Annotated in this window: 22 protein-coding genes; 14 read left to right on the top strand and 8 right to left on the bottom strand. The window is 61.2% G+C overall.

Translation table 11 applies throughout. The annotated features are described in order from the left end of the window. Positions 1-3: 3 nt before the first annotated feature. From EKK97_RS13550 to EKK97_RS25470, 7 genes are all read right to left on the bottom strand, one after another. Positions 4-1,326, bottom strand: a complete 1,323-nt coding sequence (locus EKK97_RS13550; protein WP_159552601.1) for an O-linked N-acetylglucosamine transferase, SPINDLY family protein — start codon at positions 1,324-1,326, stop codon at positions 4-6. A gap of 317 nt (positions 1,327-1,643) precedes the next feature. After that, positions 1,644-2,861 carry a FliC/FljB family flagellin gene (locus EKK97_RS13555; protein ID WP_159552603.1) on the bottom strand — a complete coding sequence of 406 codons (1,218 nt, stop codon included), beginning with the start codon at positions 2,859-2,861 and terminating at the stop codon, positions 1,644-1,646. A gap of 193 nt (positions 2,862-3,054) precedes the next feature. Further along, entirely contained in the window at positions 3,055-3,882 is an 828-nt protein-coding gene (locus EKK97_RS13560; RefSeq protein WP_159552605.1) for a flagellin N-terminal helical domain-containing protein, read from the bottom strand. Positions 3,883-4,060: 178 nt separating this feature from the next. After that, a complete protein-coding gene (fliD, locus tag EKK97_RS13565) occupies positions 4,061-5,494 on the bottom strand; it encodes a flagellar filament capping protein FliD (protein WP_340162867.1) in 1,434 nt (477 codons plus the stop codon). Between the two features lie 102 nt (positions 5,495-5,596). Continuing rightward, entirely contained in the window at positions 5,597-7,366 is a 1,770-nt protein-coding gene (locus tag EKK97_RS13570) for a methyl-accepting chemotaxis protein (RefSeq protein ID WP_340162868.1), read from the bottom strand. A gap of 149 nt (positions 7,367-7,515) precedes the next feature. Continuing rightward, the gene (locus EKK97_RS13575) at positions 7,516-8,532 is read right to left on the bottom strand and encodes an OmpA family protein (RefSeq protein ID WP_159552609.1); all 1,017 of its coding nucleotides are present in this window, start codon (positions 8,530-8,532) and stop codon (positions 7,516-7,518) included. Positions 8,533-8,641: 109 nt separating this feature from the next. Further along, complete coding sequence (locus EKK97_RS25470) at positions 8,642-11,164, bottom strand: EAL domain-containing protein (RefSeq protein ID WP_159552611.1); 2,523 nt, start codon at positions 11,162-11,164, stop codon at positions 8,642-8,644. Positions 11,165-11,459: 295 nt separating this feature from the next. Here EKK97_RS25470 and EKK97_RS13585 point away from each other — a divergent pair, with 295 nt between their 5' ends. Continuing rightward, entirely contained in the window at positions 11,460-11,825 is a 366-nt protein-coding gene (locus EKK97_RS13585; RefSeq protein ID WP_159552613.1) for a flagellar protein FlaG, read from the top strand. Between the two features lie 3 nt (positions 11,826-11,828). Here the strand turns inward: EKK97_RS13585 and fliE are convergent, their stop codons facing one another. Further along, positions 11,829-12,158, bottom strand: coding sequence for a flagellar hook-basal body complex protein FliE (gene fliE, locus EKK97_RS13590; protein WP_159552615.1), 330 nt, complete (start codon positions 12,156-12,158; stop codon positions 11,829-11,831). Positions 12,159-12,469: 311 nt separating this feature from the next. On the opposite strand from fliE, the gene fliF reads away from it, so the two are divergent. From fliF to fliR, 13 genes are all read left to right on the top strand, one after another. Further along, positions 12,470-14,209: a flagellar basal-body MS-ring/collar protein FliF gene (gene fliF, locus EKK97_RS13595; RefSeq protein WP_159552617.1), complete on the top strand. Its 1,740-nt coding sequence runs from the start codon at positions 12,470-12,472 to the stop codon at positions 14,207-14,209. Further along, a complete protein-coding gene (fliG, locus tag EKK97_RS13600) occupies positions 14,202-15,206 on the top strand; it encodes a flagellar motor switch protein FliG (RefSeq protein ID WP_159552619.1) in 1,005 nt (334 codons plus the stop codon). Before fliF ends, fliG begins: the two co-directional genes overlap by 8 nt. After that, the gene (locus tag EKK97_RS13605) at positions 15,199-15,945 is read left to right on the top strand and encodes a flagellar assembly protein FliH (RefSeq protein ID WP_159552621.1); all 747 of its coding nucleotides are present in this window, start codon (positions 15,199-15,201) and stop codon (positions 15,943-15,945) included. Before fliG ends, EKK97_RS13605 begins: the two co-directional genes overlap by 8 nt. A gap of 15 nt (positions 15,946-15,960) precedes the next feature. After that, complete coding sequence (gene fliI / locus EKK97_RS13610; protein WP_422673570.1) at positions 15,961-17,361, top strand: flagellar protein export ATPase FliI; 1,401 nt, start codon at positions 15,961-15,963, stop codon at positions 17,359-17,361. Continuing rightward, on the top strand, positions 17,358-17,813 hold the full coding sequence (fliJ, locus tag EKK97_RS13615; RefSeq protein WP_159552623.1) for a flagellar export protein FliJ: 456 nt from the start codon (positions 17,358-17,360) through the stop codon (positions 17,811-17,813). Before fliI ends, fliJ begins: the two co-directional genes overlap by 4 nt. A 19-nt stretch (positions 17,814-17,832) precedes the next feature. Then, positions 17,833-19,140, top strand: coding sequence for a flagellar hook-length control protein FliK (locus EKK97_RS13620; protein ID WP_159552625.1), 1,308 nt, complete (start codon positions 17,833-17,835; stop codon positions 19,138-19,140). Positions 19,141-19,291: 151 nt separating this feature from the next. Continuing rightward, the gene (gene fliL / locus EKK97_RS13625) at positions 19,292-19,726 is read left to right on the top strand and encodes a flagellar basal body-associated protein FliL (RefSeq protein WP_159552627.1); all 435 of its coding nucleotides are present in this window, start codon (positions 19,292-19,294) and stop codon (positions 19,724-19,726) included. 18 nt (positions 19,727-19,744) lie between these two features. Beyond that, complete coding sequence (fliM, locus tag EKK97_RS13630) at positions 19,745-20,791, top strand: flagellar motor switch protein FliM (RefSeq protein WP_159552629.1); 1,047 nt, start codon at positions 19,745-19,747, stop codon at positions 20,789-20,791. Next, the gene (gene fliN / locus EKK97_RS13635; RefSeq protein WP_159552631.1) at positions 20,784-21,362 is read left to right on the top strand and encodes a flagellar motor switch protein FliN; all 579 of its coding nucleotides are present in this window, start codon (positions 20,784-20,786) and stop codon (positions 21,360-21,362) included. Before fliM ends, fliN begins: the two co-directional genes overlap by 8 nt. Beyond that, on the top strand, positions 21,359-21,796 hold the full coding sequence (fliO, locus tag EKK97_RS13640; RefSeq protein WP_159552633.1) for a flagellar biosynthetic protein FliO: 438 nt from the start codon (positions 21,359-21,361) through the stop codon (positions 21,794-21,796). The genes fliN and fliO overlap by 4 nt, the downstream gene beginning before the upstream one ends. 44 nt (positions 21,797-21,840) lie before the next feature. After that, positions 21,841-22,575 carry a flagellar type III secretion system pore protein FliP gene (gene fliP, locus EKK97_RS13645; protein WP_159555801.1) on the top strand — a complete coding sequence of 245 codons (735 nt, stop codon included), beginning with the start codon at positions 21,841-21,843 and terminating at the stop codon, positions 22,573-22,575. A gap of 41 nt (positions 22,576-22,616) precedes the next feature. Next, a complete protein-coding gene (gene fliQ / locus EKK97_RS13650; protein WP_159552635.1) occupies positions 22,617-22,886 on the top strand; it encodes a flagellar biosynthesis protein FliQ in 270 nt (89 codons plus the stop codon). A gap of 25 nt (positions 22,887-22,911) precedes the next feature. Continuing rightward, positions 22,912-23,703 (top strand): flagellar biosynthetic protein FliR, encoded by a 792-nt coding sequence (gene fliR / locus EKK97_RS13655; protein WP_159552637.1) that lies wholly within the window; start codon positions 22,912-22,914, stop codon positions 23,701-23,703. The last annotated feature ends 179 nt before the right edge of the window (positions 23,704-23,882 follow it).

The following is a 23,882-nucleotide window of genomic DNA, read 5'->3' on the forward strand; positions in this document are numbered from 1 at the left end:
CATTTATCTTGGTTGCGTTATTAAAACAACCAAATGTAACATAGCCATTTTTAAATGCTGGAGCTCACTCACCTCTGGAGCATATTCCTGAGGCGTATAGCAGATATAATCATCTGGAAGCCGAATCAGTTTTTCCACATAATCCTGATCAACCCCTCTAGGTGATTCTATAGAGTCACTGATCAAGTAGTCCATGGCCTCAATGCCCGTGGTATTGATCAGCCCACCTACCCATTTGACCAACAGCGGCGCAGGCTCCATAGCCATGGCAAGCATGCGATTGCCACTATTGTGCCCAGCCAGATCAAATAGAATGTCTACTTTATGATCACGCACTTGCTGAGCAAAGCGGGCGTCATCCAAATGCTCAACGGACATCCAATTGGCTGCCAGAGTCTTGAATCGACTGGTAACGAAATCCTCATGATTAGTTGTACTATAAAAATACAACTCAACGTCATAATTCGCCAATTCCTCAAGCACGGCAACAGTCATACGCCCGACCGGATGATTGCGAAAGCCACTTGAAATCAGGCCTATTCGCAAGCATTTTTCTGGACTGACATTGTCATGACAAGGCCGGACCGGCGTTTCTTTGGGAGCAAACTTCTGGTTCCATTGTCTCGCTATAGCCAAAATATCATCCTGGCTATAGCCGGGATGGTAATGAGCGGTAGTCAGCAAATTGGAAAAAGGATGCGTCGTAGCGCCATCAGAATTATCCAATGCTTTTCTATACGCAATTACAGCTTCATCAAGGCGACCAAGAGCCTGTAAAGTATTACCGTAATTATTCCAAAGAGTGGACAAGCCAGGCTGGAGACGAAGCCCCTCTTCATAGGCTTCCAAGGCTTCGGCGTGTCGATGTAGCTCTTTCAGCACCGCTCCTTTCAGAGAAAGGCTTTCTGCACTCCTTTTACTTTCAAGCGCAGAGTTTACATGCTCAAGCGCCTCAGTATGGTTGTTTTTATTAAACAAGAGGTAAGCCATTGCATGATGTGCAGCGCCAAATTTCGGGCTCAATTCCAAAGCCTTTTGCAGAAGAGATTCTGCCTTTTCCCGCTCTCCTAGATGATAAACAGCAGCTGCAAACTTACGGTAGAACTCCGGATTCAAGCCATCCATATCTATAGCCTTAGAGATGGCTTCCGAAGCCTTGAGATATTCCTGTTGAGCAAGCCAGGCATCCGCCAGTGCTTCCCAAGCGCTGGAGTCGCCGGGGTACTGCCTTACCTTCGCCTCGGCTTCAGCAAGTGTTTTATTAGCCGCAGCCGGGTTTTGGTCAGCATGACGACGGTTTGTAAAGCGGCGCTTTGGCTTGCTCATGGTCTACCCGTGCTTATGGATACTAAGGTCAATACCTCGAGTCTATCAGGGCTGGAGCGGCTCTAAGCGTCAAAAAAGGCATGGAGTCGCACGCTTATGCAAGCTCGTGGCCGCCTCACAGGCGCAGGACAAATTCATCACAAGTGAAGCTGTATGTGCAGGGAGCTCAGGATTCCCCCAACAGCCATTCCGGACTCGCCGCATAAGCCTCTGCCACACGAGAAAAAGGCAGAGCCTCGGGTGGCTCTGCCTTCGGATAGCTGCTGCGTAGCGCCTGACACAGCTCTAGCTTGAAGCTGGCCAGGCGCTTCCCGGGATTAACCCAGCAGGGACAGGACGTTCTGCGGAACCTGGTTGGCCTGGGCCAGAACAGAGGTACCAGCCTGCTGCAGGATCTGCGCACGGGTCATGTTGGAGACTTCGACCGCATAGTCGGCGTCTTCGATACGTGAGCGAGCCGCAGAGAGGTTGGTCTGGTTGGTCTGCAGGTTGGTGATGGCCGACTCGAAGCGGTTCTGGATCGCACCCAGGTCGGAGCGAAGCTCATCCACCTGCTTCAGTGCTGCATCAAGCTGCGCCATGGGGTTGGCAGTAGCCTTGCTCAACAGATCATTGGCACTGAGTTTCGTTGCATCAACCGTAAATGCAGCCGTATCGGCGGCTGTAGTGGTATCAGCATCTGCCGGCTCCAATGCAATCTGGAAGCTAGCGCCACCTGCAGCTTGGATTGCCTCGACATCAAAACCTTGCAGCTCCAGCGCTGTCAACTCCGAAGCATTGGTCGTCTCAATGGTGACAGTCGCAAACCAGTTGCCGTTTGCATCCACCTGAGCCGCGGTGGCAACGCTGATGGCGCCATCACTGATGCCAAGCTGGTTGCCCAGGTCAGTTGCATTGAGCGCAACAGTCGTAGTGGTGATCTGTGTCGTGTCACCGAAGGCTTTCTGGAAGGCAGCAGTTGCTGTAGCACCACCAGCCCCAGAAAGCTCAGTCAGATCGCCTTGCGCGCCGTTGACGTTGAAGCTGGCCAGGTTGAGAGTGCCAGCAGTGATTTTCTGCAGGCTGACATTGATGGATTCACCATCGTTGGCACCCACCTGGATGGTGAGCTGAGTGTCTTCAGCCAGCACCTTCACGCCGTTGAAGTCGGTCTGCTCGGAGATACGGTTGATTTCAGACAGACGCTGGTCGATTTCAGCCTGGATAGATGCCAAGTCATCGGAAGAGTTGGTGCCGTTCTGAGCCTGAACGGTCAGCTCACGGATGCGCTGCAGGTTGTCGTTGACCTGGTTCAGGGCACCTTCGGCAGTCTGCGCGACGGAGATACCGTCGTTGGCATTACGCTGTGCCTGGGCCAGACCGGTGATCTGGCTGCTCATACGGTTGGCGATGGCCTGACCGGCGGCGTCGTCCTTGGCACTGTTGATACGCAGGCCGGAGGAGAGACGCTCCATGGCGGTAGACAGGGAGTTCTGCGACTTGGTCAGGTTCGCCTGACCGATCATTGCAGTAATGTTGGTATTGATCACTGACATGGTGTCATTCCTTCTTGCGTTGAGGGCTCCATTGGCGGGCCCACTGAACCTTCATTCCTGGCCCAGCATCTCGGGCCTACCTCAACGGCGCCGTTGGCCGTTACCCTGTTTAACGGCACCTGTCGGCAGGACTTTAGGGGGAAAGAAAAAAAATTTTCGCTCACGTGTTGACGCATCGTGCCACGAGCCAGATTCAGCGCTGGCGCAGCAGCTCCAGAACCAGTTCCGGCTGACGGTTCGCCTGGGCCAGAATGGCGAAGCCCACCTGCTGCAGGATCTGGGCGCGTACCAGATTGGAAACTTCCCTGGCGTAATCGGCATCCATGATGCGCGAGCGGGCTGCGCTGAGATTGGTAACGGAGGAGTGAATATTGTCGATCACCGCTTCGAAGCGGTTATGCAGCGCGCCAAGCTGGCTGCGCTGACGGTCGACTCGCTTGAGTGCTTCGTCGAGGGCATCCAGCGGCGATTCGGTGGTAGTACTGCTGCCGTCATCCACGACCCGAAATCCACCCAGGCCCAGGGAATGGCGATCGACAACCTGGAGGGAAATGGCGATCGTCTCACCATCATTGGCGCCCACCTGTATATGCAGGCTGCGGTTCTCGCCTAGCACTGAAACACCGTTGAAGCCGGTTTGCTGCCCGACACGATCTATCTCGTCGAGGCGCTGGTCTATCTCAGCCTGAATCGCGGCGAGATCGGAAGGGCTCAAGGTGTCGTTACCGGCTTGCACGGTGAGTTCGCGGATGCGCTGAAGGTTGTCGTTGACCTGATTGAGCGCGCCTTCGGCGGTTTGTACCAGCGAGATACCATCGCTGGCATTGCGTGCCGCCTGGTTGAGTCCGCGGATTTGTGCGGTCATGCGGTTGGCAATGGCCTGCCCCGCCGGGTCGTCCTTGGCGCTGTTGATGCGCAGGCCCGAAGAGAGACGCTGCATGGCGCTCTGCATGGCCTTCTGGCTGCCGCGCAGGTTGGCTTGCACGATCATCGAGAGAATATTGGTATTGATAACGGCCACGCAAATGCCCTCCGCCGGGCAATATGCACCGGTGGAGGGGTTATCGGCTTCGATGAATAAGACTTTAACCCGGTGGCGCTAGCTTCGTAGCACTACACCAACCGGCTGCGTCAGCCCTGCCAACCATTCAAATAAAAACCGCCCACTATGGGGCGGCTGAATACTCGACAGTTGACGATCACTTTCGCCCAAGCTGAGCGTTCATCATCTCGAACTGTTGGAAGAGATAGTCGCTGGTCTGGTTCATCTGAGCGATCATGCCATCGAGCTGCCCGAACTGGGTGCGATAACGGGCGATGGTAGCGTCGATGCTCTGCTCCATGCGCGCGTAGCGCTCGTTGAGGCTTTCGATACGGCTCTCGGCGCCGCTGATGGCACCGCCCAAAGCGCCGTTATTGCCGTTCAGCTGGGTAATGGCTTCGCTCAGTTGGCCTGCCAGGCCGCCCGTGGCAGTGTCGCCGGCAAAGAAGGCACTTAAGGCATCCTGGTCGTTGGCGATCACGTCGTCCAGGCGCTGCTGATCGATCTCCAACGTGCCGTCGAGCTTCAACGAAATGCCGATGTCGCTGAGCATGGCAAAGCCACCCTCTTCCGCCGCCACACCACCGGCCAATACGCTACGTAACTGCGATTCGATGCTGCGCACTGCGCTATCACCCAGCAGATCGCCTGCGGTTTCGCTATCACCGGTGAAAGCGGTCAGCTTGCCAATGGTGCCCTTCAACGCATTGAAGGCCTCGACGAAACCGGTGATCGCCTCGCGCACCGCGCGCGTATTCTGCTCGACCTTGACGGTGCTGCTGCCCTCACCGGTCAGGTTGAGCGTGACGCCCTGGATGGCTCCCTCCACCTGATTGGAAGGACTACTGATCGCGATACCGTTGACGGTAAGCTCGGCATCCTTACCGACATTTTCAACGGCAGTGGCTGTGGTGCTGAAGCTGACGCCTGCCTCCAGATCGACGCCGGACCAGTCCATTCCGGTGATCGATGCTTCCTCACCCGTATCGGTGGACATCAACGCCAACCGGTAGCCATCTCCATCATTGACGATCGAAGCGGTAACGCCGGCTTGCTCGGCGTTGATCGCATCGCGAATGTCCGCCAGCGTGGCGTTGTCGTCGATACTGATCGGCACGCTCTCCCCATCTCCGCCATTGGCATGGGCGAACTGCAACTGCAACGTCCCGCCGCCGCTCACTACGGAATCATCGAGCGTTTCGATTCCTTCCAGGCGCGCCGTAGCATAGCTGCCGGCAGAAGCCAGGGTCTCGACTTCGACCTCGTAGCGCCCAAGGCTCGCGTCAGCGCCGGCAGCGGCCTGTATGGCCTCACCAGTAGTGGAGGTAGAAAGGCTCTGGTAGAGCGAGGCATCGTTGAGCGCATTGGCCGCGGTCTGAAAAGCGGAGAGCGCCCCCTTGAGCTCACCGTAGGCGGAAATCTTGACCTGCTGGGTCTTGATCTGGCTCTCGATGGGTTTGAGCTTGCCGCGCTCGGCGGCATTGAGTTGATCGAGAAGCCCGTTGAGATCGAGCCCGGAGCCGATGCCGAGCGATGAGATACTAGCCATGAGGAACTGCCCTGTGTCGGTGTATTTGCCTCCTGATACCACTCTTACTCGGCAGCCAATCAAATAACTTTAGGCCTTGGAGAAAAAAATGGTGGAGTTTCATGGCCGCGTCCCTGCAGCCAGCCTGCTTCTGCCGCACCTAACCTAAGTGCAGGCCAGGCGACGCTCAGTTAGCTTGAACCCACCCACCGCTTCGGCCAGGCGATCGGCCTGTTCCTTGAGCTGCTCGGCGGCGACGGTGGATTCTTCCACCAGGGCGGCGTTCTGCTGCGTCATGCGGTCCAACTCCGCTACGGCGATGTTGACCTGGCCGATGCCGTCGCTCTGCTCACCCGCCGCTGAGCTGATCTCACCCAATACCTTGGCCACGCGACCGACACCGGCGACGAGCTCTTCCATGGTGGCGCCGGCACGTTGCACCAGCTCGGTCCCCGAGGCCACCTTCTGGCCGGACGCTTCGATCAGTCCGCGAATTTCGCGCGAGGCTTCGGCGCTGCGCGTCGCCAGTTGACGTACCTCGCCGGCCACCACGGCAAACCCCCTGCCCTGCTCGCCGGCCCGGGCCGCCTCTACCGACGCGTTGAGTGCCAGCAGGTTGGTCTGGAAGGCAATGCCATCCATCACCTTGACGATGTTGCCGATACGTTCGGATGAGGTCGTGATTTCCTGCATGGTGGCAACCACTTGCCCCACCACTTCACCTCCTCTAGCAGCGACATCGGAGGCAGATTGCGACAGCTCACTGGCGTGCCGAGCCGAATCTGCGGTGTGCTCGACGGTACTGGTGATCTGTTCTATCGAGGCCGAACTCTGCTGCAGGCTGGAAGCGGCATTTTCCGTACGCCGGGAAAGGTCCTGTCCGCCGGTGGCGATCTCGCCTGCAGCCACCGTGACCGACTCACTGGCATCACGAATCGTGAGCATGACATCTTCGATACGCGACACGAACCGATTGAAGGCTGCCGCGATCTGCGCCACTTCGTCGTGACCGTCCTCCGGCAAGCGCTGGGTGAGATCGCCTGCGCCGCTGGCGATGTCGGTCATGGCATCGCGCACCGTCTGCAGGCGGCGGAACATGAGCTTGAGCAGGGTTCCCAGCACTACGAAGGTGCCGAGCACCACTAGCACCAGAGTCACGGCCGAGCTACCCAGCACTGCACGCAGCCCGGCGGTAGCCTCGCGTTCGTCCAGCGCGATGACCAGTTGCCAGTCGGTACCAACGATTAACATGCCGCGCAACCGCTTGTCACCGCCCTTCAGGGCCAGGCGCAGCGGACGCTCGGCCCCGATGGCCGAAGCGAAGATATTGCCATTGAAGGCGTCGCTGAGACGAGAGGCCGGCTCCAGGGTCAGCTCGGCGTCAGGATGGGCTACCAGGGTGCCGTCGGCAGTAACCAGGAAGGCGAAGCTGGCCGGCGTGGGGGCGATGGCGTCGACGATGGAGACCACCTTGTCGATGGCTATATCGCCACCGGCCACGGCCGCCAGGCGACCGTTACGGTAAAACGGCGTGGCGATGGTGACGATCAGGCCACCGGTACTGGCATCCACGTAGGGTTCAGTGATAACGGTGGATTCCTCCGCCACCGCCTTCTGATACCAAGGGCGCTCGCGGGGATCGTAGTCGGCCGGCGGCTCCCAGCCGTCGGAGAAGATACCACTGCCATCGCTGGGATCGGCCAGGTAGGCGGTAATGAAGCCGCCGGCGGTGGCCGCCTGGCGCAGTTCCGGCAACGGGTCGCCGCTCTGTACGGCGGGCTCCAGTGCCTCGAGCATGCTGGCGCGAGCCTGCAGCCACTCGCCGATGGCCAGTGCGTTACCCCGCGCCTCAGCCGCCAGGTTCTGCTCCACCTGGCGGTTGTTATGGTGCTGGAATGTGAAGTAGCTGATGGCGGCGTTGATGAGCAACGCCACGGCAATGACCGACGCCGTAGCCAACAGAAGTCGGAATCGAAGGGAAGAAAGCATGAGGTTCTCACGATAAGCTGGATGCAGATCCGAGCACGTCCTGTGCCTCGGGCTGCATGGCTTATCGACCGCTGGAACCAAGACTTTAGTTATAATTAGCGCGCGTGAATGATGACCTCGACGCGACGGTTCTGTGCCCGCCCCTCTCCAGTGTCGTTACTCGCCAGTGGCCGTGTATCGGCCAGACCCACTGCACGCAGGCGTTGCGAATCCACACCTGAGCGCTCTAGCGCGTGAACGACGGCAATTGCCCGCGCACTGGAGAGCACCCAGTTGGAAGGAAACTCGTTGGTCTGAATAGGCCGGTCATCGGTATGCCCCTCCACGGCTACCTCGCCTTCGTGCCGCTGGATCACTTCCACCAGGCGCTGGATAAGTGACTCGCCATCCTCGGTGAGGTCGGCGGTGGCGGTGGGGAAGAGCCAGCGATCCTCCACCCGCAGCTTGATCCCCTCGGCGACGCGCGATACCTCGACGCCCTCCAGGTCGGCCAGGTAGGGTGCCTCTTCGAGACGCTCGCTCAATGCCTGGCTCAGCGCCGCCGAACTCGCCACGGCCTCGGCGTCAAGCTCGCGTACGGCGGCTGGAGGGCGATCCGTCAGCACCAGCACAAAATCGGCCATGGGCATTGGTATTTCACCGTTGGATGTCACTAGCGGCCGAGGCAATGCCAGTGGTGGTGGCGTGCGCCGTTCCAGCAAGGCCAGAGGCGTGGGGGCGACAAAGGCCACTGCCTCACTCGGTGCGGACGGCACGAGCGGGTCACTACGGCGCGGCAGACCCGCCACACCCAGCGCTGCGGAAACGGCCGCTCGATTCAGCTGTCCGGGGGTCGGACGCGGCTCGGCTACCGCAGGCAACATTTGAGCCATTTCGCTGGGCAGCGGCACGGCGAAGGGCACGCGCGCGGTAGGTGGCGCGGCCTCACTGTCAGAGCGCCCGAAGCTGGAAAGCGTAAAGATGAGTACCATGAGAGCGACCAGCAGGGTCATGATATCCAGGTAGCCGATCATCCAGGTGCTGGCCTGTTCCTGATCGTGATGGGTCGGCATCAGCGACTCATGGCGCATGGGGCCACGATGATCGCCACTGCTGGCGTGAAGAGGGCTCATCGAAACGGCTGCTGGTCCGGACAAACACCTAGCCTAATGGATCGCGCCCCTGGGTGAAGCCAAGAAAAGCGTTAGACAAAGCTGGCTCTTCGGCGCCAGGCCACGGCGTTCAGGCGTCCTGCGGCGTGACATCGCTCCGGGAGTCCAGATAGCGACTGGCGAAGACATCAGCCGGTACCGGCTGGCCGGTCAGGTATCCCTGGATCAGCTCAACGCCATGGCGAGCCAGTATCTCGCGCTGAGCCTCGGTCTCGACGCCAACGGCAGCAAGGCGCAACTCCATTTCACGAGCCATTCCCGCTACCGCGGCCACGATGGCCGCGCTGCCCCGCTGGCCGCTGTCCAGGCGCTGCACGAAACGCCGGTCGATCTTGAGCATGCTGACGGGCAGTTCCTGGAGATAGCCGAGAGAGGCATAGCCAGTACCGAAGTCATTGATCGCGACCAAACCGCCCAGACGCCGCAACCGCTTGAGCACCACGGCTGCCTGATGGGGCTTGTCGAGCAGGGTGCGCTCGCTGATCTCGAAGCCCAGCAGGCCCGGCTGCAGTTTGTGCTCTTTCAGCTTGGTGGCCACGCGCACCGGTAGGTCATGCTGCCAGAACTGGCGTGCAGAGAGGTTGATGCTGATGGGTACCGGCCCGGCCCCTACGGCACCCCAGGCCGCAAGTTGCCCGCAGATCTGCTCGAGGATGAATTCATCCAGCTGTGGCAGCAGGCCCGCACGCTCGGCCAACGTCACGACATCGGCCGGCGGCACGCTGCCCAGCAGAGGGTGATGCCAGCGAAGCAGCGCCTCGGCGCCATACAGCCGCTCACCTTCACGTTCGAAGACGGGCTGATAGTGCAGCTGCAAACCTTCACCACTGATGAAAGCATCACGCAAGGCGGTTTCCAGCGCCCGCTGACGGTCCTCCTGAAGGTTCATTTCGTTGCGATAGAGACGATAGCCGTTGCGCCCTTCCTGCTTCGCGCGATACATGGCGACATCGGCATTGTGTACCAGCGACTCCGCCGTCGAGGCATCGTCCGGATAGAGGCTGATGCCCAGACTACAGCCGAGGCGGAACTCCTGCCCCTCGATCACGCAGGGTTCGCGAACGGCCTCCACCAGCCGTCGAGCGATCCGGGTGATCTCGTCGACCTCCTCCAGGTCGGGAAGCAGTACGAGAAACTCATCGCCGCCCAGGCGGGCGAGAGTATCGTCCTCACGCAGGCGCAGCTGCAGCCTCTCGGCCATCATCACCAGCAGTTCGTCGCCGAAGGCATGGCCCAGCGCGTCGTTGACCTCCTTGAAATGATCCAGGTCGACGAAAATGACCGCCAGCCGGGTCTGGTTTCGATGAGCGTGGCGTATCGCCAGTTCCAGGCGATCTTCCAACAGGCGACGGTTGGGCAGCCCGGTGAGGGCATCATAATAGGCCAGCTTGCGGATACGCTCTTCGTTCTCGCGCAGGTGCGTGATGTCACTGAACAGCGCCGCGTAATGGGTCACCGCACCGCTTTCATCGCTGATCGCAGTGATCGTCAACAGCTCCAGGAAGAGTTCGCCGCTCTTGCGCCGGTTCCAGATCTCGCCACGCCAGTAGCCGCTGCGCTTCAGGCTATCCCACATCTGGCGATAGAAAGCGGCATCGTGACGCCCCGACGAGAGAATCTCGGGCGTCTTGCCGATCACCTCTTCCGCGGTATACCCGGTCATATGGGTGAAGGCACGATTGACGAACTCGATGCGGTTACTGGGATCGGTGATGATGATGCCATCCAGCGATGCATCGATGATCCGCTCGGCCAACTGCAGGTTCTCTCGCGACTGGGCGAGAGCGCGATCGCGCTGCTCCAGGGCATTGCGCAGATCCTGCATGTAAAGATGCTCGGCCCCGGCCAGCATGTCGCGAAAACCCAGCAACCCGATCACCTCATCGACCTCATCTAGCACCGCCAGATGGCGCACACGGTGATTCATCAGCAGGTCCCGCGCGGCAATCAGGGTGTCATTCTGATGCACCGTCAGCAGAGGACGACTGGCCAGTCCCTCGATGGGCATATTGCCAGGGTGTCGCGCCACGAAACGAACCAGATCGCGCTCGGTCAGGATGCCCAGCTCACCATCGGCACACTTGACCACCACGGCATCGCATTCCGACAGCCGCATCGAGCGCGCGGCCTGCGCCAGCAATTGCGTTCCCTCCAGCACCAAGGCTCGCTGACGCATGGCAGCCTGCACCTCGCGCAGCCGAAGGTAGGGTTCGAGCCCCTGGTTCAAGGCGACGTCGGTCTGCGACAAAATACCAACCGGCGTGCCGCCATCGTCGACGACGAGGAAATGCCGGCGCCGCTCGGCGCCGAAGCGCAGCGCCGCCTCGCTGATGGTAGTGGTGCGGTGCAGACTGGCGACCGGCTGGCTCATGGCCTGGGAGATTGGCAGACGCCCAGCATCGGGGTCGGAGAAATTGACGGCAAGTGCATCGCGCTCGGTCCATATCCCCAGCGGTTGCCCCGCTTTGACCACGATGACCGAACTGCATTGGCGCGCCGCCATGCGCTCAGCGGCCATCCATAGTGGCGTATCGGGCTCACATGTCAGCAGCCCAGTCTGCATGATGCGTTCGATAGGTAGCTCTTGGCTCATGGCGCCTCGCTGGCTGGACACGGCTGCTTGAGCCTCGGATGCACCGAGCCCAAGAGCAACCCGCTTGCCTCCTTGCCCCGCTCAAGCTCCTTGCCCGTTCAGGATCGAACTCTCGAAATGTAGCCAATCCGTAACCGCATTTTATCCTCTTGATCTAACTTTGCATCAACGTGAGGGAAAAAAAGATAGGCGGGAGACTAAAGATATCGAAACGTCGGCCGATAGCCTTCGTGGGAGAGGCTGTCCGGCTGACAGCCTTGGGGAGGATGCTGGGTACCAATAAGGAAAACGCACTATGTCTTCGCCACTGACAGATGCCACCAATACCTTGAGCACATCGGCGTTGCACGACCTGACGCCGCGTCAGCGCAAGGAAGCCGTGCTTTCCTCGCTGCCTACCGCCGGCAGCATGCTGGCCCAGGCCACGAGCCATGGTCAGTCACCAAGCCAGGCCGACCTGGTAGAGCCGATACAGAGAATCAATGAAGTCTTGCGCCAGTATGGTGTGGAATTCGAACTCAACGACCCATCCCGGATCGTTACTCGCATCGTGGATCGGGAAACGGGCGACGTACTGCGCCAGATTCCCGCCGAGGAAGTGCTCGCCATCGCGGAGAGGCTGAATGAACTGCAAGGCAGCTTGATCAGCCTGAAGGTGTGATGATCAGACCTGCATGTTCATGACATCTCGATAGGCGCTTACCAGGCGATTCCTGACTTGCAAACCCATCTGGAACGCCACGCTGGCCTTCTGCATGTCGACCATGACGTCGTTGAGTTCGACATTGGGATCACCCGCCTGGAAGGCCATGGACTTGGCTGCGGATGCCTGCTGCAGGCGATTGATACGCTGTATCGAGGCCTGTAGCTCGCCGGCGAAGCCGCCTTGCCCCACCTGCGTGGAAACCTGCTGCCCCTTGCCGACCTGACTGCCCGCCTGGGCAGCCAGGGTCTGCATCTGTGCCAGTGCCGACTGGATGGCGGGTGAACTCATGATTCGTGCCCCTTTGGCGACTTCGTTTTACATACTTCATTATGCGTATGGCTCGCCGCATGAGGCCCGACAAAGCGGGGCTCCGGCGAATGTAGAGCAAGGCTAACAGCTTACACGCACTTACCAAACCACCAAATGGAAGGTAAAAGCAGGGCTTTTCCCGCCTTTGGACTGGATGGCGGCTCGCATAATAGCGTTCATCACAGTTGCGCCCCCTGCGGGCAGCCAGAACGCGGTGAACGGATGCAGTCGATGCCATCTTCCAGCAACATCTTCCATGCGGCCAGCGGCGCCCTCCTGCGGGGGGACGCATGAGCAACGGCGCCACGACGCAGGAGCGTCAGGACTCCACCAACAGCGCGTCTTCCGCGGCCCTGTTCGAGCGACTCCAGCAGCAGCTCCGCGGCAACCCGCTGATCGCCATTCTGATCGGTGGCGCCGCCATGATCGCGATCGTGGTGGCCTTGCTGATGTGGGCGCGTGCCCCCGAGTACCGCGTCCTTTACAGCAACCTCACCGAAGCCGACGGCGGTCGCATCATCAGCGAACTGGAGAGCCGGGGCGTGCCCTACCGCTTCAGCGAGGGCGGTACCGCACTACTGGTACCAGGCGATGCCGTGCATAGCCTGCGCCTGCAATTGGCCGAGCAGGGCCTGCCGCGCGGCGGCAACGTCGGCTTCGAGGTAATGGATAACCAAGCCTTCGGCGTCAGCCAGTTCGCCGAGCAGGTCAACTTCCAGCGCGGCCTCGAAGGAGAGCTGTCACGCTCCATCGAATCCCTGGGCCCGGTATCACGCGCCCGGGTGCACCTGGCCATGGCGCGCTCCTCGGTTTTCGTGCGCGACCGCGAGCCCGCCAAGGCGTCGATCATCGTCACCCTGGAGCCCGGCCGGGTCATCGGCGATGGCCAAGTCGCCGCCATCGTGCACATGGTTTCCAGCAGCGTGCCGGACCTGTCCGCCGAGAACGTCACCGTGGTCGACCAGAACGGTCGCATGCTGTCACAGCCCAACTCACAGGGACGCGGGCTGGACGCCACTCAACTCGACTATATCGCCGAGGTCGAGCGCTCCTTCCAGCAACGCATCGAGAACATTCTGGCTCCGATCCTCGGCCGCGAGAACATTAGCGCCCAGGTGGCCGCTCAGATCGACTTCTCCCGCCGCGAGGAGACCTCCGAGCGCTTCGGCCCCAACCAGCCGCCCAACGAAGCGGCCGTGCGTAGCCGTCAGTCGAGCCTTTCCTATAACGGCGGCGACGATCTGGCCCTGGGCATCCCCGGCGCATTGAGCAACACTCCGCCGGGCGTCGCGCCCTCCCCCATCGAGCTGCCTACCGACGAGGAAGGCGAGCTGACCGAAGAGGCTCAACAGAGCCTGCAGGCGCTCAACAACCTGCGCCAGGACGATGTCGTCAACTATGAGGTCGACCGCAACATACAGCACATTCAGCACCGCCAGGGCCAGGTGACGCGCCTGACCGCCGCGGTCGTGGTCGATTATCGCGAGGAACGCAACGAAGAGGGCGAGTGGCAGCGCGTCCCGCTTAGCGCGACCGAGATTGCCCAGATCGAGCGGCTGGTGCGCCAAGCGATTGGCTTCTCGCAGGCGCGCGGCGACGAGATAGAGGTCGTCAACAGTCCGTTCAGCCGTGCAGTCGACGAAACCGAAGAGCTCGAATGGTGGCAGTCACCGGAGATCCATCAGTTGGCGCTCACCATTGGCCGCTACCTGCTGGTGGCACTGGGTATCCTGCTGGGTTACCTGCTCGTCCTGCGCCCGTTGATCAAGCGCCACACCGAGCGCCCCGTGCTGGCCGCAGCACCCGGTACCGGCCTGCAGGTCCGCGTGGGTGACGACAACGAACCGACCGAGGGTGAACTACAAGCGGCCGGTGGTGAAGACGACGAACTGCGTCCGTACCAGAAGCCGAAGCGCAAACGCCGCTCCTCCGCTTACGAAGATCATCTCGCCGACCTGCGCGAGATGGCCCAGGAGGATCCACGCATGATCGCCATGATCGTCCGCAACTGGATGACCAAGAATGAGTAGCGCCAAGACCATGAGCGGCCTGCGCCGCAGCGCCATCCTGATGCTGGCTCTCGACGAAGACAGCGCGGCCGAGGTGTTCAAGTATCTGGGGCCCTCGGAGATCCAGCAGTTGAGTATGGAAATGTCCGAGATGGCCCAGGTATCTCACGAGGACATGCAGCAGGTACTGCTGGAGTTCCATCGCGAGACCGAGGAGTACATCGCGCTGAACCTCAATTCCAGCGAGCACATCCGTTCGGTGCTGACCAAGGCGCTGGGCAGCGAGCGCGCCACCAGCCTGATCGAGGACATCCTGGAGAGCAAGGGCAGCAGCAGCGGCATCGACTCGCTGAACCTGATGGAAGCCTCCATGGTGGCCGAGCTGATCCGCGACGAGCATCCGCAGATCATTGCCACCATCCTGGTTCACCTGGAGCGCCACCAGGCCGCGGATATCCTGGAGCAGTTCACCGACAAGCTGCGCAACGACGTGGTACTGCGCATCGCAACCTTCAGCGGCGTGCAGCCAGCCGCCCTGCAGGAACTCACTGAGGTACTCTCCGGCATGCTCGATGGCCAGAACCTCAAGCGCAGCAAGATGGGTGGCGTAAGAACCGCCGCCGAGATTCTCAACTTGATGAACTCCTCCCTCGAGGAGACCGCCATCGAGACGGTACGCGCCCACAGCGAGGATCTGGCCCAGAAGATCATCGACGAGATGTTCCTGTTCGAGAACCTCATGGACCTGGACGACCGCAGCATTCAACTGGTGCTCAAGGAGATCGACACCAATTCGCTGGTGGTGGCACTCAAGGGAGCCCCCGAAGGGCTCATGGAGAAGTTCCTGCGCAACATGTCGCGGCGTGCCGCCGACCTCATGCGCGAGGACATGGAGGCCCGTGGTCCGATCCGCGTCTCCCAGGTGGAAGCCGAACAGAAGGCCATTCTCCAGGTGGTACGCCGCCTGGCGGATTCCGGCGAGATCGTGCTGAGCGGTGGGGACGACACCTATGTCTGAGCATGCGCCCTCCTCGTCCGCTCGTCATGCGCCCTGGCAGCGCTGGCAAATGGGCGAGCTGCACAGCGAGGAAGCGGGCGAGCGTACAGCTCCCCAGCAGGATCCCGCCGAGCAGGCAAGGCGTCGCGAGCAGTTCCAGCGCCAGGCAGAACTGAAGGCACTGCGCGAGAAGGTGATGCAGGAAGCACGCGAAGAAGGCTATCGGGCCGGCTTCGAGAGCGGCCGTAGTGAAGGTCATGCACAGGGTCTCGAAGAAGGCCGTCAGGAAGCCCAGCGTGAGCTTGAGCGGCAGGTCCGCGAAACCGTCAAGCCGCTCGCACCGCTGGCCGAGCAATTCAGCAGCGCGCTGGAGCAGCTCGACGACGAGATCGCCACCGACTTGGTGGAGCTGGCCCTAACAACTGGCCATCAATTGGCTGGCGAAGCGCTCAAGGCACGGCCGCGTCAGGTACTGGAGCTGGTCAAGGCTCTGCTGCACACCGAGCCCCCGCTGGTCGGTCAGCAGCGCCTGTGGCTGCACCCCCTGGATCACAAGCTGGTCGAGGAGCACCTTGGCGCTGAGCTGGCGGCTGCCGGCTGGAAGCTGCAACCCGACGCCCAGCTCACACGCGGCGGCTGCCGAGTGACGAGCGCAAACGGCGAACTGGACGCCACCTGGGAAACCCGTTGGCAGGCAGTCAAGGCTCAAGTCAGAAGGCGGCATTCGGCGACATCCAACGATGACGCCAATGACGAATAGCAGCGAGGCATGGACATGATCGACACCGCGGTACCAACACCCAACGCGCATCGGACACGCTGGCAGCAGACGCTGCAGCGCGTCCGTGAGCGCGTGGAAACGGTACCCGGTTACCGCACCAGCGGCCGGGTGCTGCGCGCCACCGGCATGGTGATCGAAGCGGTTGGCCTGCGCGTGGCGCTTGGCAATGCCTGCCGTATCGAACTGCTCTCCCCCGGTGGTAACGAACCACCACGCTTTGCCGAAGCCGAGGTAGTCGGCTTCAACGGTGAGCGCCTGCTGCTGATGCCGCTCTCGGAAATCAGCGGCTTGATGCCCGGAGCCAGGGTCTTTCCGCTTGGCGATGGCCCGGATCATGCCGCCCGCCGTTTCCCGCTCGGCGAGTCACTACTGGGCCGCGTGGTAGATGGTAACGGCGAGCCGCTGGATGGCCTTGGCCCGCTGGACAGCGCACCCCGCGCGCCCCTTTCCACGCCGCCGCTGAACCCGCTGAAGCGGGCACCGATCAATGAACAGATCGATGTCGGGATTCGTGCCATCAACGCCCTGCTCAGTGTCGGCCGGGGCCAGCGCATGGGCCTGTTCGCCGGCTCCGGCGTGGGCAAATCGGTACTCCTGGGCATGATGGCTCGCTACACCGGCGCCGACATCATCGTGGTGGGGTTGATTGGCGAACGTGGCCGCGAAGTGCAGGACTTCATCGACAATATCCTGGGTCCGGAAGGCCGTCGCCGCGCCGTGGTAGTGGCGGCTCCGGCCGACACCTCGCCGCTGCAGCGCCTGCAGGGCGCCGCCTACGCCACACGCCTGGCCGAAGGCTATCGCGACCAGGGCAAGAACGTACTGCTGATCATGGACTCGCTGACCCGCTACGCCATGGCCCAACGTGAGATTGCCCTGGCCATCGGCGAGCCACCGGCCACAAAGGGCTACCCGCCCTCAGTATTCGCCAAACTCCCGAGCCTGGTGGAGCGCGCCGGCAATGCCGAGCGCGGCCACGGTTCGATCACGGCGTTCTATACCGTGCTGACCGAAGGCGACGACCAGCAGGATCCCATTGCCGATTCGGCCCGCGCCATCCTCGACGGTCACATCGTACTGTCACGGACCCTGGCCGAGGCTGGCCATTATCCGGCCATCGACATCGAGGCCTCGATCAGCCGCGTGATGACCCACATCATCGACGACCAGCAGCTGACCATGACCCAGGCGTTCAAACGCCTGTTCTCGCGTTACCAGCGTAATCGCGACCTGATCAGCGTTGGCGCCTATAGCCCGGGGCATGATCAGCAGCTGGACGAGGCCGTGCAGCGCTACCCTCTGCTGGAACGCTTTCTCCAACAGGGCATGAATGAAAACGCCTCGATAGAGGCTTCCCGACAGCTTCTTGCTGAGACCTTAGGAGTCAGGCAATGAGTGCATCGTCACAACTCGCCATGCTGAGCGACCTGGCACGTGATGCACGCGACCAGGCAAGTCAATTGCTCGCCGGTGAACGCCAGAGCGAGCGTCAGGTAGCCTCCCAGCTCGAGGCACTCAACCGCTACCGGTTCGAGTATGCCGAGCGTCTGCAGCAGGCCATGCGCGAAGGCATCGACCCAGCCAGCATGCACAACTATCAGCAATTCCTGGCCTCGCTGGATGCCGCACTGCAACGAGCCCGTCAGGCGCTTGACGCGCAACAGCAGCGGGTCGAGCAGAGCCAGCAGCAGTGGCGGCAGGAACAACAACGGCTCTCGGCCTTCGATACTCTGGTATCGCGCCGGGATGCCGAGCGGCAGCGCCAGGAGGCCCGCCGCGAACAACGCATCAACGATGAGATGGCGGCCGGGCGGCTACTGCGCCAGCGCGCCGGATATGCCCCCTGATTCGGTAGAGGAGACCCCTATGAACATTCAGATGATCCTGTCCGCTCTGCCGACCCAGCCCTCCGGCAAGCTGGAATCCGGCACGGGTCAAGGCCAGTTTGCCCTGGCATTGACTCAGGCAGCCAACGCCTCACAGGCAGGCAGTGAAGCCATGCCCAACCACATGCCAACCCAGTTGAGCAGTGCATGGCGCGAAGGCCTCCCGTCCACCATGGCAGCACAGCAAGCGCTGCTCCAGGCCTTGAATACCCATGTGGAAAAGCCTGTTGAAGAAGGGATCGAGCTTGCCCAGCCCAATGCTCAACTGAGCGAGATCATGGCCAGGCTCGCACTGATCGAAGGCAACGGCCATGCTCCGCTGGATGCCAATCTGCAGTCGCTGGTTACCGACTTGCCGCCGCCGGATGACACTGAGCTGCCCGCCATGGCATCGACTAGCGATATGACACCGACTGTCGACACGGCAATGCCGCTTGATGAGCAGCCTCAAGTGGCCGCCCTTGCTGCGGCGGCAGCGAATCCCCTTCGCCCTGCCGAGTCTCAACCTACAGCGGGCATAGCGCGGCCTGACATGCCTGCCGCCTCCGCGGGGGCTGTATCTGTCAATCCGCTTGCAGCCCAATTGGGTAACGGCACCACGACGCCTGATGCCAACATCACCGATGCCGAGCGCAACACGAACGGCGCATCACGTGCCATCGATCCGGCCACTGTGTTCGCCAAGTCTCAGTCCGGTGCCCCTGAACTTCGCACGATGGCAGCCGATCAGCCGCGTGGAGGCTTCGTGCCGGAGGCTGCCTCCATGACACAGCCGAGCGCCAACACCTCCACCACGACCAGCATACCGGGCCAGGCAGTTCAGCAGCCCACCCAGGCCAGCCTTACCGCTCCGCTGCAGAGCCCCGCCTGGCCCAACCAACTCGGCCAGCAGCTGGTGCAGTTCGCTCGCCACGGTGGCGAGCAGCAAGTCGAGATGCGCTTGAACCCAGCCGAGCTGGGACCGCTTTCGGTAACACTGAAGATGACCGAACAAGGCGCGCAGGCCCAGTTCCTGTCTGCCCATGCTCAGGTTCGCCAGGTCCTCGAGCAGGCCATCCCCCAACTGCGCGAGGCGCTTGCCGAACAAGGCATCAGCCTGGGTGATACCTCCGTGGGAGAACAGCGTCGCCAGGATGCCCAGGCATTTGCCGGAAACGACGGTCGGCGCGGCCAGGGAGGTTCATCCCAAGGTGACGAGGCAGCAGCGCTGCCGGGCATGGAAGAGAATGGCGTGACGCCCTCCTCCGCTACGCTGCCGCTGGATGGCCGGGTGAATCTCTACGCTTGAGACAAAAAGCCAAGATAACCCCTTTCGCGCGGCTTGTTCCTGTCATCAGGCGCCGCGCGACTCCGACATAATACTCTTCAACCGCTGGTTCACACAGAATAGGCAAGGCAATGGCGAAATCGACGGGGGCTCCCCCAAGCTCCTGTGGCTGATGATTCTGCTGGTACTGCTCTCCACGGCAGCTGCCGGAGCGGCCATCTACATGGTCATGAACGACCGCAACAGCGGCGGTGAAGGCAGCGTCCAGACCCAGCAGCTTCAGCGCCAGGCGCCGATCTTCGTCAAGATCGATCCGTTCACAGTCAATCTCGCCGACGATAATTTCGGCTCGCGCCTGCTCTATACCGGTATTTCTCTGAGAGTGGGCAACGACGAAACGCGCGAGATCCTTGCCGAACACATGCCCCAGGTGCGCAGTCGCCTGCTGATGTTGTTCTCGGGCAAGCGTGCCAATGAGCTGACCACGCCGGAAGGCAAGCGTCGCTTGAGCGACGAGGTCATCGCCACGCTGGCCGAGCCGCTGACCGAGCCGCAGCCGCCCCTGGATATCCGGGACGTGCTGTTCACCGAGTTCATCGTGCAATAACCGGGTGCCCTGGCGACCATGTCCCAAGACGATCTGCTGTCACAGGATGAAATCGACGCCCTGCTCAAGGGTGTCAGCGGCGATGACGAGCCCGTTGCACGCAGCGATGGCGACTCACGCGTACGCCCATATGACCCGGCGACCCAGCATCGCGTCATCCGCGAGCGCCTACAAGCGCTGGATATCATCAACGAACGCTTCGCGCGGCACTTTCGCATGGGGCTGTTCAATTTGCTTCGTCGTAGTGCCGATATCACCATCGACTCGGTACGTTACCTGAGCTACAGCGAGTTCTCGCGCAACGTACCGGTACCGACCAACATCAACATCATCGGCATGAAGCCACTGCGCGGCTCGGCACTGATCGTGTTTCCGCCGAACTTGGTCTTCATGGTCGTCGACAATCTGTTCGGTGGCGATGGGCGCTTCCTGACCAAGTCGGAAGGCCGCGAATTCACCAATACCGAGCAGCGCATCATCCAGCGCCTACTGAATCTTGCCATCGACGCCTACGAGGAGTCGTGGAAGTCGGTGTATCCACTGCAGATCGGCTACCTGCGTTCGGAGATGCAAGCGAAGTTCGCCAATATCACCAACTCGCCCAACGAGATCGTGGTGAACACGAACTTCAACATCGAGGTCGGCAATCTCTCCAGCAGTTTCCAGATCTGCATTCCCTATTCCATGATCGAGCCGCTGCGCGACCTGCTGGCCAATCCGCTCAGCGATCATCATCACGACCAGGACGGTTCCTGGACCAAGCGCATGGCCGGTGAGATTCGCCGCTCCGAGGTGGAACTGATCGCCAACTTTGCCGACATCCCTACCCGTATCGCCCATGTCATGGCGCTCAAGGTGGGTGACGTACTCCCTCTCGAATTGCCCGAGACGGTCACCGCCAGCGTCGATGGCGTACCAGTGATGGAGTGCGACTACGGTAGCCAGCACGAACAGCGCGCTCTGCGTGTCATCCGCATCATCGACCACGGTGCACAGAACCCGGTGTCGAAGGACGCCTTCATCAAGGGCGCAGCGCCTCAAGCCAAGGAATCCAAGCATGACTGATCCCAAGAAACCCGATCAGAACGTTTCCGACGACGATTGGGCCGCCGCCATGTCCGAGCAGGAGAACAACGACTCCACTGTCGACGACGACCCCTGGGCCGAGGCCATGGCCGAGCAGGAAGCTGCCGAGGCAACGGCAAGCGAGGGAAGCGACGACGACCCTTGGGCAGAAGCCCTGGCCGAGCAGGAAGCGGTCGAAGCGGCAGCGGATGAAGCACCGGCTGCGGCCAACGCTCAGGCCTCTGCGCCCCAATCCGCCGGCGATCGCGTATTTCGTCCCCTCGACAGGGGCAGCGAGAGCGGTGCTCCACGCGACCTCGAGATGATCATGGACATCCCGGTCAAGTTGACCGTGGAACTAGGCCGTACCAAGCTGACCATCAAGCAGCTACTTGAGCTGGCGCAGGGCTCGGTCATCGAGCTCGATGGCCTGGCAGGCGAACCGATGGATATCTTGATCAACGGCTACCTGATTGCCCAGGGCGAAGTGGTCGTGGTCGACGACAAGTACGGCATCCGTATCACAGAGATCATCACCCCTTCCGAGCGGGTGCAAAAACTCAACCGATGAGCAACACCCCCTCCCCCGAGACGTCCTCAGGGCTCGAGTCCCTCGCTGTCGGTGGCGATGCCTTGGTGGGCATGGCCACCCTCGGCAAGACGGCCGCAGCCTTGGCGCTGGTCATCGCCATCATTCTGATATGCACGGCGCTACTGCGCCGCTGGGGACCCCAGCGGCGCGCCGCCGGCGGCCATCTTCAGGTCGTCGGCAGCGCCGCGCTTGGCAGTCGCGAGCGCGTAGTGATCGTCGAGGTCGAAGGCACCTGGTTGGTACTCGGCGTCGGCGGCGGTCAAGTCAATAAACTTCACGAGCTTCCGGCTCCCGCTCGCCCGTCAGGCGATCTCTCCCCATCCGCTGCCGAGGGCGAGCGCTTCGCCACGCGCTTCGCTCGGGCACTCAAGCAAAACGCCGGCCTGGGCAACAACGGGCGGAGAGGTTCATGATTCGCCAGATGTTCCCCGCGCTCCGGCAAGCCCAGTGGCTTCGCATGCCGCTTCCGCTCATCGCTCTTCTGCTGATGTCGATACCGCTAGGCGCCGAGGCCCAGCAGATCCCTGGCATCGTCAGCCGGCCGCTCGAGGACGGCGGTCAGCAATGGTCGATTCAGTTGCAGACACTGCTACTGCTGAGTTCGCTGGCGTTCCTGCCGGCGGCGCTGCTGATGATGACCAGCTTCACCCGCATCATCATCGTGCTCAGTCTGCTACGCACCGCCATCGGCACCCAGGCGACACCGCCCAACCAGGTACTGCTGGGGCTCGCCCTGTTCCTGACTTTCTTCATCATGTCGCCGGTGATTGGCATGGTTTACGAATCCGCCTGGGTGCCGCTGACCACGGATGACATCAATTTCGAAGAGTTTCTGCTGCTGGCCCAGGAACCGTTCCGCGAGTTCATGCTGGCCCAGACTCGTGAGCCCGACCTGGCGCTCTTCGCGCGCCTGGCCGAAGTCGGCCCGATGCAGGGTCCGGAAGACGTACCGCTGCGTATCCTGGTGCCGGCCTTCGTGACGAGCGAGTTGAAGACGGCGTTTCAGATCGGCTTCACCATCTTCATCCCGTTTCTGATCATCGATCTGGTAGTCGCCAGCACGCTGATGTCGCTAGGCATGATGATGGTGCCGCCCGCAACGATTTCGCTGCCGTTCAAACTGATGCTGTTCGTCCTGGTCGACGGCTGGCAGCTGGTCATCGGTTCGCTGTCGGAAAGCTTTTACATCTAATTCGGCACACGCAGCCGAGCCAGGCTCGGCGAGGAGTCAAGATGACACCGGAAATGGTCATGGGCATCGCCTACCAGGGCATGCGCGTCACGCTGTTCCTGGCCGGCCCGCTACTGATCACGGCACTGTTGACCGGCTTGATCGTGAGCCTCTTCCAGGCCGCCACTCAGATCAACGAGATGACCCTCTCGTTCATTCCAAAGATACTCGGGGTCTTCACCGTGCTGGTGCTCACCGGCCCTTGGCTACTCGGACTGATCGTCGACTTCACCCGCAACCTCTTCACCAGCATCCCCAGCATGTTGATGTGAGCCACACTCTTGAGGTGAGCTACGCATGGTCGAAGTGACCTTCGCCCAACTGCACGGCTGGCTGGTGATCCTGCTGTGGCCCTTCGTGCGCATCCTGGCGTTTTTCTCCGCCGCCCCGCTATGGGGGCATTCGAGCGTGCCCAGGCAGGCCAAGGTCGGACTGGCCTTTCTGGTCACTCTGGTCATCGCCCCGGTGCTACCACCCATGCCCGACGTGCCGATCATGTCGTGGGCGGGCCTGGGGCTGATGGTGGAACAGATGCTCATCGGCATTGCCATTGGCTTGGTGATGCACGTCGTCTTCTCCGTGGTCCAGGCCGCCGGTGAATTCATCGGACTGCAGATGGGCCTGGCTTTCGCTACCTTTTTCGATGCCGGCAGCGGCACTAACACCATGATCTTGTCGCGGGTGTTCTTCATGATCACCCTGCTGATGTTCCTGGCGTTGGGCGGGCATCTAATGGTGCTGGAGGCGCTGGTCTCGAGTTTCCATGGCTTGCCAGTGGGCATCGGCGCCTTCAATCCCGCCGCCTTCGAAATGCTGGTACGCTATGGCGGCACCATCTTCGTCGCCGGCATGTCACTCGCCCTCCCACTGGTCGGCTCGCTGTTGATCATCAACCTGGCCATGGGCATTCTCAATCGCTCCGCGCCACAGCTGACCGTGTTCAATATCGGCTTCCCTACGTCACTGACAGTCGGCTTGATACTGCTAATGGTATTGATGACCGACATGGGGCGCTTCCTGCAACGGCTGTTCAGCCATGGCATCCAGTTCCTCTATTCGCTGATCGAAGCATTGGCACCACTCTCCTGATTCTCTGCATTCCTCCTTCCTGATCGAACCCAACCGATAACTGGTGCGAACTAGAGGGTCGAAAAAAAACCGCTCCGGCAAGCCGGAGCGGCGAGAAGAGACCATATGGGTTGGCACCTATAAGGTCTGCAGGGAAGTGGTGTTCTTCGAAGCGTCCCTTGGCATCCCTGCCGACGACC

The organism is Billgrantia tianxiuensis, from assembly GCF_009834345.1.
GTDB lineage: Bacteria > Pseudomonadota > Gammaproteobacteria > Pseudomonadales > Halomonadaceae > Halomonas > Halomonas tianxiuensis.

What these genes read in the sequence shown, in the direction of transcription:
- EKK97_RS13550 (WP_159552601.1), bottom strand. Translation starts at nt 1,326, where the DNA reads ATGAGCAAGCCAAAGCGCCGCTTTACAAACCGTCGTCATGCTGACCAA.
- EKK97_RS13555 (WP_159552603.1), bottom strand. Translation starts at nt 2,861, where the DNA reads ATGTCAGTGATCAATACCAACATTACTGCAATGATCGGTCAGGCGAAC.
- EKK97_RS13575 (WP_159552609.1), bottom strand. Translation starts at nt 8,532, where the DNA reads ATGAGCCCTCTTCACGCCAGCAGTGGCGATCATCGTGGCCCCATGCGC.
- EKK97_RS25470 (WP_159552611.1), bottom strand. Translation starts at nt 11,164, where the DNA reads ATGAGCCAAGAGCTACCTATCGAACGCATCATGCAGACTGGGCTGCTG.
- EKK97_RS13585 (WP_159552613.1), top strand. Translation starts at nt 11,460, where the DNA reads ATGTCTTCGCCACTGACAGATGCCACCAATACCTTGAGCACATCGGCG.
- fliE (WP_159552615.1), bottom strand. Translation starts at nt 12,158, where the DNA reads ATGAGTTCACCCGCCATCCAGTCGGCACTGGCACAGATGCAGACCCTG.
- fliF (WP_159552617.1), top strand. Translation starts at nt 12,470, where the DNA reads ATGAGCAACGGCGCCACGACGCAGGAGCGTCAGGACTCCACCAACAGC.
- fliG (WP_159552619.1), top strand. Translation starts at nt 14,202, where the DNA reads ATGAGTAGCGCCAAGACCATGAGCGGCCTGCGCCGCAGCGCCATCCTG.
- EKK97_RS13605 (WP_159552621.1), top strand. Translation starts at nt 15,199, where the DNA reads ATGTCTGAGCATGCGCCCTCCTCGTCCGCTCGTCATGCGCCCTGGCAG.
- fliI (WP_422673570.1), top strand. Translation starts at nt 15,961, where the DNA reads ATGATCGACACCGCGGTACCAACACCCAACGCGCATCGGACACGCTGG.
- fliJ (WP_159552623.1), top strand. Translation starts at nt 17,358, where the DNA reads ATGAGTGCATCGTCACAACTCGCCATGCTGAGCGACCTGGCACGTGAT.
- EKK97_RS13620 (WP_159552625.1), top strand. Translation starts at nt 17,833, where the DNA reads ATGAACATTCAGATGATCCTGTCCGCTCTGCCGACCCAGCCCTCCGGC.
- fliL (WP_159552627.1), top strand. Translation starts at nt 19,292, where the DNA reads ATGATTCTGCTGGTACTGCTCTCCACGGCAGCTGCCGGAGCGGCCATC.
- fliM (WP_159552629.1), top strand. Translation starts at nt 19,745, where the DNA reads ATGTCCCAAGACGATCTGCTGTCACAGGATGAAATCGACGCCCTGCTC.
- fliN (WP_159552631.1), top strand. Translation starts at nt 20,784, where the DNA reads ATGACTGATCCCAAGAAACCCGATCAGAACGTTTCCGACGACGATTGG.
- fliO (WP_159552633.1), top strand. Translation starts at nt 21,359, where the DNA reads ATGAGCAACACCCCCTCCCCCGAGACGTCCTCAGGGCTCGAGTCCCTC.
- fliP (WP_159555801.1), top strand. Translation starts at nt 21,841, where the DNA reads ATGCCGCTTCCGCTCATCGCTCTTCTGCTGATGTCGATACCGCTAGGC.
- fliQ (WP_159552635.1), top strand. Translation starts at nt 22,617, where the DNA reads ATGACACCGGAAATGGTCATGGGCATCGCCTACCAGGGCATGCGCGTC.
- fliR (WP_159552637.1), top strand. Translation starts at nt 22,912, where the DNA reads ATGGTCGAAGTGACCTTCGCCCAACTGCACGGCTGGCTGGTGATCCTG.